The organism is Polyangiaceae bacterium, from assembly GCA_016715885.1.
In the GTDB taxonomy this organism is placed as follows: Bacteria; Myxococcota_A; Polyangia; order Polyangiales; family Polyangiaceae; genus Polyangium.
This window is the reverse complement of record JADJXL010000028.1, coordinates 1,022,339-1,034,606: the sequence shown is the minus strand read 5'-3', so window position 1 is coordinate 1,034,606 and position 12,268 is coordinate 1,022,339. Positions and strand designations below refer to the sequence as shown.

Annotated in this window: 8 protein-coding genes; 2 read left to right on the top strand and 6 right to left on the bottom strand. The window is 59.4% G+C overall.

All coding sequences use genetic code 11. The features are described from left to right. Positions 1–53 precede the first annotated feature (53 nt). On the bottom strand, positions 54–1,097 hold the full coding sequence (locus IPM54_45615; protein ID MBK9267044.1) for a sigma-70 family RNA polymerase sigma factor: 1,044 nt from the start codon (positions 1,095–1,097) through the stop codon (positions 54–56). Between the two features lie 453 nt (positions 1,098–1,550). On the opposite strand from IPM54_45615, the gene IPM54_45610 reads away from it, so the two are divergent. Then, a complete protein-coding gene (locus IPM54_45610) occupies positions 1,551–1,910 on the top strand; it encodes a helix-turn-helix transcriptional regulator (protein ID MBK9267043.1) in 360 nt (119 codons plus the stop codon). A gap of 58 nt (positions 1,911–1,968) precedes the next feature. Here the strand turns inward: IPM54_45610 and IPM54_45605 are convergent, their stop codons facing one another. The 3 genes from IPM54_45605 to IPM54_45595 all read right to left on the bottom strand — a co-directional run bounded on the left by IPM54_45605 (position 1,969) and on the right by IPM54_45595 (position 7,905). Next, positions 1,969–3,453 (bottom strand): hypothetical protein, encoded by a 1,485-nt coding sequence (locus IPM54_45605; protein ID MBK9267042.1) that lies wholly within the window; start codon positions 3,451–3,453, stop codon positions 1,969–1,971. A gap of 172 nt (positions 3,454–3,625) precedes the next feature. After that, complete coding sequence (locus IPM54_45600; protein ID MBK9267041.1) at positions 3,626–6,820, bottom strand: efflux RND transporter permease subunit; 3,195 nt, start codon at positions 6,818–6,820, stop codon at positions 3,626–3,628. Between the two features lie 8 nt (positions 6,821–6,828). After that, entirely contained in the window at positions 6,829–7,905 is a 1,077-nt protein-coding gene (locus tag IPM54_45595; protein ID MBK9267040.1) for an efflux RND transporter periplasmic adaptor subunit, read from the bottom strand. A 725-nt stretch (positions 7,906–8,630) separates the two neighbouring features. Here IPM54_45595 and IPM54_45590 point away from each other — a divergent pair. Beyond that, positions 8,631–10,199 (top strand): hypothetical protein, encoded by a 1,569-nt coding sequence (locus tag IPM54_45590; protein ID MBK9267039.1) that lies wholly within the window; start codon positions 8,631–8,633, stop codon positions 10,197–10,199. Between the two features lie 30 nt (positions 10,200–10,229). Here IPM54_45590 and IPM54_45585 read toward each other — a convergent pair whose 3' ends face one another. Continuing rightward, on the bottom strand, positions 10,230–11,753 hold the full coding sequence (locus IPM54_45585; GenBank protein ID MBK9267038.1) for an NAD(P)/FAD-dependent oxidoreductase: 1,524 nt from the start codon (positions 11,751–11,753) through the stop codon (positions 10,230–10,232). Positions 11,754–11,769: 16 nt separating this feature from the next. Next, complete coding sequence (locus IPM54_45580) at positions 11,770–12,108, bottom strand: hypothetical protein (protein MBK9267037.1); 339 nt, start codon at positions 12,106–12,108, stop codon at positions 11,770–11,772. Positions 12,109–12,268: the final 160 nt, after the last annotated feature.

The window sequence follows — 12,268 nt, the reverse complement described above, 5'->3', positions numbered from 1 at the left end:
GAATACAAATCCAGTGCGATATCGTCACCGCGATGCGATGACGCCAGCGCACGCTACTTGGTAATTGGAGCGACGCCAGGTGTCTCCGATCCCCGCATTCGATTCACGATGGCGGGATCCAAAACCTCTTTCGATTTCGGCGCTGCATTCGATTTCGGTGCCGCCTTGTGATCGGCTCTCGACAGTGGCTTACTGACGGTCGTTGCACCGGCCGGCTCGACTCTGCTACCTGCTTGCAAATCCTTCTTGGAAGATGCGGCAGGCGGCAAAGATTTGCCTGCGTCAAGCGGCGCCCGCTCGAGCTCCGGCAACTTCACGGAAGATAGCCGCTTCGCCTCGGGTACGGATGATGTAATCGGCTCGGATGAAATGGGGGCGAATACCAATGCACCCATGAGCGCCACCGTGGGAATGCTGGGCCGCGACACGGGTCGAAACTTCAATATCGTCGATAGCTGTGGCGTCATGCCCAGCGTTTCGAATACGGCGCCGAAAATCGCCTTATCGAATGGATCGAAACCGAGACCGCATAACAAGAGCGCCTCACGCGACCCCACAGACTTGCGCCCACCCACGAGACGCCCGACCGCCCCACGCAGCCGCTTGTTCGCCACGAACACCCGCCGCTCGATGGTGTCCTCTTTCTCATTGAGCGCCTTGGCAATCTCGAGGTTCGTCCGCCCCTCGATCTCGTGCGCGTAAATCAATGCTTGCGCAGGTTCGTCCAGTTTCTCGATGGCCAAAAGCACGAGCACTCGCGCCTCGACCCACGCCGCCTCATCCCGCGGATCCGGCGCCTCGACACTCTCGATACTCAAATACCGCTCGGCATCCCGCTGCGCCTGCCGACGCGCTCGAAGCGCAACGTTGGACACGATACGAATCAACGCCTGACGCGGCCCATCCGCGTCCGTCAAGATTTTGTGGCGCGATTCACATATCTGGAGAAGCGCTTCCTGCACCGCGTCCGCAATGTCCGCTCGCCGCACGCCGCACCGCCGCAGCCACTTCGGCAGCACCTCGGCAAACTTCGCGAGGAATGCGTCATTCGAGCAAATTTGCTCGGCAGACCACTCGTCACGGTTTCGAGCGTTCAATCGACCCACACTCGGAAGGGCAAAACCCCCCCTCCCATCCCGATCCAAAAATGCACGAACAGCAAAATTTGTGGGTATATGTAATGAAACAGCATACACCAACGACGCAATGGTATTTTGCGTCACCAATACGGTTCGTTGGGATGGATGGCGAAACAGGTGACACTCGATAGCCAACGACAAACGCTCGTCGGGCAAACCGACAATCCATCAAAGGTTTTTCCCATCCCCGAGCATCGACCGAAATGCGTAATGGATGACGCACCCGATCCCCCCAGAGCGCGGGCAAACGCCTCGAACGGACCTTTGGCGCGACGCACCCAAGCGAAGGCCGACGTCGGGACCAACCCAGAGTCGCCAGGACAGACGTTCGCAATCCGAACGGCCCATGATTTTTGTCTACCGAGGCAATTTTGTTTGTCTTTCCCCATCGTCCCGTGTTATTGACCCAGCATGCCCAGGCGAACTGAACCCGAACCCTTTGCATCCAAAGTTGGCGCTCGCATCCGCGAACTGCGCCTCGAACGCAACATGTCCCTGGCCGAGCTTGCTGACATCAGCGGGCTTTCTAAGGGCCATCTCTCCAGCGTCGAACACGGCCTTGCCGCCATTACGATCCAAACCATCGATCGTCTTGCCAAAGGTCTCGAACTGTCGGCGCTCTACGTCCTCACCTTCGCGGCCGACGACGAACGCGCCCAGGTCGCGGAGCTCGTCCGCAAATTGCCCGCCTCGGATGTCAAGAAATTGCGTCGCGAGCTCGCCAAGTCAGTGCAGGCCGCTGCGAAGTCGCAACCCGCACGCGCTCGCTGACCGATACTCCGCTACAAACCCGCCCCGGCCAAACTTCCTTCCATCATCCTGCAACGCGTCATTTTTTCGCTTCGCCAGCACAATTGGCGATGACGATCCCCGCAGCGTACGCCTCCGCTCGATGCGCCGGACTCGTCGGATGCGCAAAAACGAAAACACTCCCAGTCCACGCGAAATGGTTACGTGACAAATCTGCCGCGCGGTCGATTTCGCGAGGGTCGATGTCCCCACCCACCGGTCGTTTGTCCCACCCAATTCTTTGAAGCCGGCCATTTTCCATGATCGGCTCGATGACGCTCGTGAACGATTCACGAATTTGCTGGCTATCTGAATCTCCGAGCACCCGCATCTCGAGTTTTTCGATGATTGCATATTGCGCCAAATCGCCCGCTCGACGCACCACTTCGATACGGCCATTGGGGCCCCAATGACCATAGAGTCGCACATGGGCGCTCGGTTTCGGCGAAGGATTGGCGGAAGGCTTCAACCCCGGCTTCGGTGCAGGATTGGACGCTGCCCCAGCAAACTTTCCTTGGATGTCCTGCACACCGCGTTCGTCCAGAAGCTGCAACGAAAGGTCGTTGTCAACGAGCAAAATCGCCGGCGGACCGAATCCGCGTACGGGGATCACGTGCGCCGCGCGAGGCAAGTCGATCCGATGCGTATCGAGCCGCCCATCGCCTCGTTTTCGAACCCAAACGACATCGTTTTTCGTGATCAGCCCAATCGCATGACCATCACCGGCAATGATCGTTTCGATGTCGACGAGGCCCGTATGAAACGGCCGCCCAGCCGTTGCGTGCCCACCGTCCAAGTCGGTGAATTGCACGAAAAACTCGTGCCCCGGGGGCTTGCACGTCGGTGCTGGCGCGTTGGCAGGTTGTGATTCAGCCGGTTTGGCGGCGCCGGGTTTTACGTCGCCAGGTTTTACCTCACCCGGCTTCGCATCCGCAGGCTTTGAATCAGCCGGTTTGGTATCGCCGGGTTTTACATTACCAGGTTTGGCGCCCGCGGGTTTTGGATCACCCGGTTTTACGCTACCAGGTTTGGCGTCGGCAGGTTTCGTTTCGGTGGGTTTGGCGTCGGTAGGTTTCGTTTCGCCGGGTTTTTCTTCCTCGCAGGGCCCTGTTTCCATTTCGACACGTTTGGCAATGACGGCGAATCCCCGCCCAATGGCCGCAACGGCCACGGGAACGGCACCTTTGGGAAATGAAATGGGCACAGCAGAACCATCGGGCGCACCGGCGGATGTAAGTGGTTTTACCCGCATTCCTTGGGGACTCGTCCACGCAACGAGACCACCTCGTTGGCCAAACCCAACGGCAACACCACCATCCTTCGCAAGCGCCCCAACCTGCGCATCCTGCAATGAACAACGAGCCGCTCCAGCGCTGGCCATTGTCGCATCCGCCGCGGACATATGCGCCTCGACGGCCGGTGGCGAAACTTTGGGGTCGACGTTTTTCACCGGCGCCGGCCCCGAGCAAGCCACGACCAACGAGGGAAAAGTAGCGATGGCAGCGAGCAATTTGGGGGTTTTCATAGGCGCCGATGAAGTCGCGAAAAAGGCCGGGAAACAGTTGCACAGTGGCACGCGACGAACGGCAAAGCAAGCTTCTCGGGTGCCGTGCATACCATTGTAAACCTGCAGGATGTACGGAAGCAGCCGCCCGCATGCGTGCAGGCGCGAGACGGCTCGATCTGCGATTGCAGGATTATTCTTCGGCGCTCGGAGCCGGCAGAGGCTCTTCGTCAGGCGGCGGAGCGGGCAGGAATCGGGCAAACTGGTTCGAAAGGTCGTCGAACAACGAGTATGCGACCGGCGTTGCCAAGAGCGTGAGCAATAGCGCGAGCGATTGCCCGCCAATGATGACGAACCCCGTCGCTCGGTTCGTCCCGGAACCGGCGCCGCTCGAAAGAACCAGCGGAATCATGCCCGCCACGAATGCTGCCGTCGTCATCAGGATGGGACGCAACCGATCCTTGTTCGCAAGCAGAATGGCATCGAGGCGTGCCATGCCTTTTTCCCGCAGCTTCAACGTGTGGTCGATTTGCAAAATCGAGTTTTTCTTGACGACGCCGAAGAGCACCAAAATGCCAAGCATCGAAAAGATGTTGAGCGACTGACGGAAGATGATGACGCTGATGATCGCGAACGGGATCGTCAGCGGCAAGCTCAAGAGGATCGTGATCGGGTGCAGCCACGACTCGAACTGTGCGGCGAGCACCAAGTACATGAAGATGAACGAAAGCAAGAACGCGAGGCCGAAGTTCTTCGCTGCGCGACCGAGCTCGCGCGACCGCCCCGTTGCTCCCGCCGAGTACTCGGGGTCCATGTTGAGCTCTTTCGTCGCCGCATCGAGCGCCGCGACGATGGCCCGCTCCGAGTAGCCCTTCTGCAGGTTGCACATGACCATGACCTGCTTCTGGCGGTTGTAACGATCGATCTTCGCCGGGCCGTACCCTTCGGAAAACGACACGACGTTCTCGAGTGTCACCGGTCCGAGTTTCTGCGAAGGCACCGTGAGCCGCTCGAGACCTTTTACATCCGAACGATATGACGGGATCGCGCGAACGTGCACTTCGTACTGTTCGCCCTTCTCGTTGTAGGTCGTCACTTCGTAACCACCGACGAGCAAGCGCAGCGAGCCTGCGATGTCAGCGACGTTGACGCCAAGGTCCGCGGCCTTCTTGCGATCGATGTGAGCTCGAAGCTCCGGCTTGCCCAAGATGAGTGACGTGTCCGCATCGACGACGCCGGGCATCGCCTTGAGCTTGGCGAGCAGCGCATCGGCGTACGACGAGAGCTTCGCCATGTCGGGGCCGGTGATTTGATACATGATCGGGAAGTTCGGGCCGCCTCCGGAGAACGCGTTCACGGGGCCGACGGACATTCGATAGTCCTTGCCGTACTTCGGCAGAAGCTCGGCACGCGCCTTGTCGATGATCTCTGTTTGGGAAAGCGATCGCTCGCTTGGCGGGACGAGCTTTACGTACACGCCTGCGAGGTTCGGCGTCTTTTGCGGATCGTCACCGATGGTCGTGACGGCGTACGCAACGCCCGGCATCTGCTCGATTTCTGCCGCCATGCGCGTCACGAGCAGGCGTGTTTCATCGAGGCTCGTGCCTTCGGGCGCGCGCACGCTCGCTTGCAATTGCGATTCGTCCTCTTCGGGGAGGAAGTTTGCGTTTGCGCGACTCGCAAGCACCGGGATCGACACGAGCGCAAGGACGCACGACAAGACGATCACCCAGCGGTGTCCCATCGACCAACGAAGAACGTTCACGTACGTACGTTCGAGCGCGCTGTACCCGCGTTCGAACACCGCGAACACGCCCTTGGATTCACCGTGACCATGCGCCGACGTCGCGTGCTGACCAGGCGGATCTTCCACGCGATACGGCGAGCCCGGCGGGGCATGTTTTTTCACCACATCGCGCAGCCAACGCGAGCACATCATCGGCGTGAGCGTGAAGCTCACGAGCAGCGACACCATGATCGAGAACGACATCGTGAGACCGAACGACCCCATGAAGCGTCCAACGATGCCGCCCATGAAACCTACGGGGAGAAAAACTGCGACGAGTGAAAGCGTCGTCGCGAGCACGGCAAGACCGATTTCCTTCGTACCGTTCACGGCAGCCTTCATGGGCTTTTCGCCGTGTTCCTCCATGCGCTTGTAGATGATCTCGAGCACGACGATCGCGTCGTCGATGACGATGCCGACGGCGAGCGTGAGTGCGAGCAGTGTGATCGCGTTGAGCGTGAATCCGGCAGCTCGCATGATACCGAACGTGCTGATGATGCTCGTCGGAATGGCGACTGCTGCGATGAGCGTGCTGCGGAAGTTGCCGAGGAACACGAGCACGATGAGCGCGGCGCATACGGCACCGAGCGCGAGGTGTTCTTTGACTGCGCCGACCGCGTTCTCGATGAACTCCGACTGATCACGCGCAACGTCGAGCGTGTAACCTTTGGGCAAACGTGCCGTTGCTTCCTTCAAACGATCCTTGATCAGATGCACCACTTCGATGGTGTTGGTGCCGCTCTGCTTGCGGATGTTGAGCACGACGGTGGAGCGTTGTCCTTTGAAGCCGGCGCTTTCCGGTTCCGCCATGCCATCTTCGACCGTCGCCACATCGGCAACACGCACGGCGTAGCCGTCTCGGTTCGCGATGACGATCGCGCCGAGCTGCTCGACGGACTCGACGCGTCCGCGCGTGCGCAGCGTGAGTTGTCGTGGACCTTGCTCGACGCGGCCGCTCGGAAGCTCGATGTTCTGCGTCTTCAGTGCTCGCTCGAGCTCGGGCGCAGAAATCCCGTACTTCTGGAGTTTGTCCGGGTTGACCATGACGTTGATCTGTCGTGGTCGCCCGCCGATGATGAGCACTTGGCCGACGCCGTTGAGCGATTCGATTTGACGTCGAAGGACTTTGTCCGCGAGCTCGGTGACTTCACGGACGTTGTCGGGGCCCGATAGCGCAAGCGTGAGGATCGGCGTTGCGTCGGGATCCATCTTCGTGATCACCGGCGGCTGCACACCGGGCGGCAGATCCGCGAGAACTGCGCTGACTTTGTCACGCACCTCTTGAGCGGCGACTTCGACGTCCTTTTCCAGGACAAACGTCACGAGCACTTGGCTCACGCCTTCGGCGGATATGCTTCGCAGTTCGTCGAGGCCGCTGATCGTGTTGACGGCTGCTTCGATCTTGTCCGAGATCTCGCTCTCGACTTCATCCGGCGCCGAACCTGGGAGCACGGTGATGACCGACACGACGGGGAAGTCGACTTTGGGAAAACGATCGACACCGAGCTGCGCGTAGGCGAAGACGCCGATGACGCTGAGGATGAGGATGATCACCGTCGCGAAGACGGGACGCTTGACGCTGATTGCAGCAAGCCATTGCATCTTCGCACCTACTTTCTTTCCGCTGCTTGGCCTGCGGCAAGGACGATGTCGGCGCCGTCCGAGAGTTGATCGATGTTGTCGATCGCGACTTCGTCGGTGGGCTCTAGGTTGCCGTGAACTTCGACGAGGCCGTCGATCTCGCGACCGAGCGTGACGATGCGTTCGATCACGCGATTGCCGACGCGCACGAACACGCGCGACGCACTGCCCGAGCTTCCGATGGCCGCGCGAGGAACGAACAAGGCTTTGCTCGCGGTTTCACCGAGCTCGATGTACGCACGCGCGAAGAATCCGGGTTTCAACACGCCGTCGGTGTTGGGCACTTCGGCTTCGATCGGGAGCGCTCGAGATTGAGCTTTGACGCTTGCGCCGATGCGTTTGACGACGCCTTTGAAGACGCGCCCGGGATACGCGGCGACGGTCAGGCTGACTTCCTTGCCGACGGAGACTTTGGCTGCGTCGGTTTCGGGAATGTCGATGCGGAGACGCAAAACATCGTCGCGCACGACGACGGCGACGACCTTTCCCATCTGCGCGAACTCGCCCACGGAGATGCGGCGTTCGGACACCGCACCATCGAACGGCGCGCGAATCGACGTGTCAGAGACGGACTTGCGCGCGAGGTTGGCTTGGGACTGGGCAGCGGCGAGGCCTGCGTAGGCTTGCATCGCGCCGTTGTAAGCGGCGTCGTATTGCGCGCGAGCTTGCTCGGCACGTGTGCGAGCTTGATCGTAGGCGGCTTGAGCGACCGCGCCGCTTTCGAAGAGGCCCTTGGTGCGAGCTGCTTCGTCGACGGCGAGATCCATGCCTTCTTTTGCGGCGCGGACTTCGGCCACTTTGTCGGGGTCGAACTTTTCGCCGCGTTTGATGCCCAGTTTTGCAAGAGCTTGCGTTGCAGAGGCGTCGGCAGCTTGGGCGCGCAAAGCAGGATCGCGGCTGTCGAGCTGCACGAGGACGTCGCCTTTTTTCACGCGTACGCCGACGTCGATCGCGACCTTCGTGCAAATGCCGCCGGTCGCTGCGGCCACTTCGCTCGATTCGTCGGCTGCGAGCGACCCACTCACCTCGAGCGTGGGTGCGAGCATTTTTTCTTCGACTTTGGCAAAGCGCACCGTCGGCGCCGTTCGAGTGGCTGTTTGCACGGCAGCGTTCGACTTGTCGCCCGTGTTTTTCTTGCCACACCCGGCAGCCGATATCATGAGCACCGCTGCGGTCATCAGCATGACCCGTGCACGAACCTTCATCGTCGTGAGCTCCTGGGGCGGATAGAACGCCCGAATCGCTCCACGCTGGTCCGCCTTTCCACGTTTCGCAAGCCTTGGCGCTACATTCTTGCAGCAATCTGCGCCCGGAATCTCCGTCGTGAAACAGATTGCGAAAAATTTGCTGTAGCAACACCCATCGCTTGACGGTCGCTTCGGCTTTGGTCTAAGCTGACCGGTCAGTCAAGAATCTGCACGGGGCGACCAGCTTTCATTGGGGAATGCAACGGGAAAGTGCTGGTCGGGGCGAGGATCTTTCGGTCGATGGTTCCGATAGATTGTTGACCAAGGGGTCAGCCCCATGGGCGACAGGGTCATCGCAAAACAGTATGCGAGGCATCCTTTCAACTCCTCATAATCATTATCGACGTCTCTGCGCCTTTACCTCTTTGCATTGATCTTCGGATCGTTATGGGGGCAGCCCTTACGAGCCATCGGTGTCATTCGTGCTCGAGCTGCATTCGTGCTCGTTTCTCGTTGACCAGATGACATTGGCGAAGCTACGCTGAACCGTCGGCATTGCCGTCGCTTTTGCTTGGAGGTTTCGCATGAAGAATTCGCTTGTTTCGCTGCGGCTTGGGGCATGTCTTGGCGCGCTGGCGCTCGGTTTCGGAATGCTTGCGGGGTGCGGCTCGCATTCCAATTCAGGTACGCCGTCGGGCGAAGGAGGCTCGGCTGGGAGCGTTGGCGAGGGTGGAGAGGGCGGTACGGGTGAAGCTGGCGCTGGTGGTGGCGGCGCTGCACCGGCCACATGCACGCCGTCCGTCGAAATCGCCTCGGACAGCCGATCGTTCATCGTCACGGATCCCGAGGTGCTCGCAAAGTTCAACCTCGAACGAGTGCTTCAGCAATTGATCGACGAAGCAGGCGGGCCGCTGGGCTTCACGCCGCTCGAGCTTTTGCAGCGCCTGTTCGATACGGAAAACACGGCGGCAGGCGGGGCATTTGCCGATGTGGCCCATTGCGACGCGTTCAGCTTTGCCTTCATGAACGAGGCTCCCACGCATTGCCCGCGGGCAGAAGGGGCGCTCGCGACCGATCCCAATCTGCTCACCGACGGGGACCCCAATTCATTCGTTCCCGTAGCGATCGTCAATCGTTTTGACCTCACACGAATCTCCGGCGTTGCATGCGGCGAATATCGCATTGTTTACGCAAAGTCGTCTGGAAAAACCAATCCCGACGACCGCGTATTCATCATCATCGAAGCATCGCTGGCGAATCCATTGATGCCCGACGTCATGGGGTGCGCGCCCGTCGCCAACATGTGGGCGAGTTTGGAAAAGGAGACGGATATCGAAATCGTCGCAAGCAAACTCGAAAACTTCTTCTTCACGGGTTTGCCCGGATTCAAGCCAGTCGTTCATCCCGACAATTGCGGCGACCAGAGCCCCGAGGACGATGGGTCGTACGGCGGGTCGAAGGGGCAAGTGCGCGTGGGGCACAAGATGCAAGTGCCGTGGGAATGGCGTGAATTTCTTTTGAAGCGTCAGCCGGCAGGACAAGCGCCACTTTCATTCGTACCCGTAACCGTGAAAAACAATCCGCTCCCCGAACGTTTCGACGTCGAAGCAACGCCAGGCGAAGAATGGTTCCGTCAAGAATTCATGATGACGAGCACCCAGCCCCTTGCTTCGTCCGACATTCACGGGATTCGTATGCAGTCGCCTGGAAAGTCGAATATGGGGCAAAGCGCATTCGAGGGGGCGGCGGCTTCCGATTACGCTTCCCGAGGCTCCAAACAACCTGGCAATGATTTTGCAAGTCAGCTCGATGATCATTTGACGTCGTTGAACCTCGGCACGTCATGCCCGCCCGACGATCCGCTCACGGGCAAAAACATCTTGCAGCGCGCTTCGGTGCAAACATGCGCCGGATGTCATGCGCCGCAAAAGTTCCTCGATGCGGGCAATGGTATCGGTTGCGGTTTGACCTGGCCCGATAGCTTGGGCGAAGTTCACATCGACGAAAGCGGCAAATTGTCCCCAGCGCTCACGGATGTCTTTTTGCCTCGTCGCGCCGCCGTCTTGTCCACGTTCGTCGGCGGATGCAGCATCGATGCCATCAATGCCATGCTCATGCCGGCCGATCCTGGCGACATGGTAATCCCGAAGTGATCAAGGCCTGATGCAACGTCGCGCAGCCTTTCACACTTCGTCTCCCGTCAATTCCTGATACAGTTGAGCGCCCGCGCCCATGGCACCCGCGACGCTGGGCATGCCTGCCGTTGCATTCACGATCCACAAATTATCGAGCGACGTGCGATACGGTTTTCGGTCGAGCGAAATGTTTTTCGGGACGAGCGCTGCGCCGTATGAATTGCCCCCGGGGGCTCGACAAAAGCGTTCGTTCGTCGCCGGCGTGCCCACGACCTGAAGCGCGATGTGCTTACGAAGTCCTGGGATGTAATGCGATTCGAGTATGTCGAAAATGGTATCACGAACGCGTTTTTTCTCGCGATTGTAAGCTCGCCGGTCACGCGCGCGCAGCGCAGCGAAATGAGCATGATCGCAAACCGTGGCCACTTCGAGTATTTGGTGTTCCGGTGGACAAATCCCGGGGGCATCCGAATGAAGCGTCGGCGTAGACATGAAGAGCCACGGGTTCTTCAGGTCATTTTTCAGGATTTGATTATCGTACTGCCGTTCGAGGTTTTCGTCCGGGTAATGCCATACATTGTACGAGCCAAACCCGTGATCGCGCAGATCGATTCCGCGAAGACCGAGGTAAATGGTGAACGTAGCGGCCGAATATTCGTAATGAAATCGCTTGTCGTCTCGAGGGCTGAAGTTGTGCCATCCGGCAAGCGATGCCGTACGATGCGGGTCGACGTTCGAGATGTATCGTTCAGCAGTGAACTTTTTGCCGCACCGGGTGCTCACGCCGGTGACCCGACCGCTTTCGACGTGAATGCGATCGATTTCGTGTTCGAGCAAGAGTGCGCAACCGGGCTGCTTGCGAAGCGAATCCGCCAGCGTATCCACGAAATGGAAAAAATGGTTTCGAGGATAATAGGCCCCACGGTCGTAACCGTGGACCAGGGCGACGTGCAAAAGGAACGAAACGTCGCGCGGGGGCAAGAGGTAGTCGCCACTTTGGCCGCCGAGAATGGCCCGAAGCCTAGGTGGCGCGCCAATGGCGTCGTAGACTTCACCGAGCGTCGATTGGGCGTACCGGATCAAGTAGCGAAAACGATAGGCCGAGCGGAGCGCCGTCCATGCGGAGACGTGTTTGGGCAATTCGCTCGTGCGGTCCAGTTCTTCCGCAACACCCGAGACGATTTCGAAATATCGCAGAATGGGCTCGCGCCATTCGGGGAATTTGTGCAGAAGTCGCTCGCGGAACTTGGACAAACCATTCGGAATGCGAAACCGATCGCCACCGACGACGATATGGTCGAACCCCTCGGGATCGAGCCGCACGAAGGGAATGGCTTCGGCAATGCCCAGTTTGGCGAGCACTCGACCGATGGTTTCACCCTCGCCACATGCGAAGATGTAATGGACTTGAGCGCAAAATCGGAAATCACGCATCCGGAACGTATGCGCGTAACCACCAGGGACATCGTGCGCTTCGATGACGAGCACTCGGCGGCCTGCTTTTGCGAGCAGCGAAGCGACGGACAAACCCGCCATGCCCGCACCGATGATCAGATAGTCGAATTCATTCATTGGGCGCGTCGCTGGCTCACTGCGTTGCCTTGCCAAACCCCTTCAAGAAGTCGTCGACGACTTTCTGGAATCCCGAAATGCCCGCGCCGGCCACGCATCCCATGGCTTCACCGCACGTTTTCGCGCCGTCGACGCAAGCGATCCCCTTGTCGACGGGCGCATCCCCGGCTACTTTCCGCCACTGCTCGACTTGGTCCGTGCACTGATCGAGCTGCGCTTTCGTCCCATCCTTGCCGCCGCACAGTTCGCCAATGCGCACGCATGCTGCGCGATTGGGGTTGCGCATGTACGCGAACGCAAAGACGCCGGCGCCGATGATGGCCAAGAGCACGATGATGGGGATGGCTTTTTTCATGTCTGTTCTCCGCAGAGCTTCCGTGTTTTATCACTCGTCACGACAGTTGCCACGCAGGAAGCGCTTCGCGTACGAAATTCAAAGACGTCGTCTCTGACGTCGTGTAGTGAATAGTACAAAACACGCGAAGAACCATCCGCCGCTTGGGGGTTTGCTGTCC

Coding starts and splice junctions, on each gene's coding strand:
- IPM54_45610 (MBK9267043.1), top strand. CDS start 1,551: ATGCCCAGGCGAACTGAACCCGAACCCTTTGCATCCAAAGTTGGCGCT.
- IPM54_45580 (MBK9267037.1), bottom strand. CDS start 12,108: ATGAAAAAAGCCATCCCCATCATCGTGCTCTTGGCCATCATCGGCGCC.
- IPM54_45590 (MBK9267039.1), top strand. CDS start 8,631: ATGAAGAATTCGCTTGTTTCGCTGCGGCTTGGGGCATGTCTTGGCGCG.
- IPM54_45600 (MBK9267041.1), bottom strand. CDS start 6,820: ATGCAATGGCTTGCTGCAATCAGCGTCAAGCGTCCCGTCTTCGCGACG.
- IPM54_45595 (MBK9267040.1), bottom strand. CDS start 7,905: ATGCTCGCACCCACGCTCGAGGTGAGTGGGTCGCTCGCAGCCGACGAA.
- IPM54_45605 (MBK9267042.1), bottom strand. CDS start 3,453: ATGAAAACCCCCAAATTGCTCGCTGCCATCGCTACTTTTCCCTCGTTG.
- IPM54_45585 (MBK9267038.1), bottom strand. CDS start 11,753: ATGAATGAATTCGACTATCTGATCATCGGTGCGGGCATGGCGGGTTTG.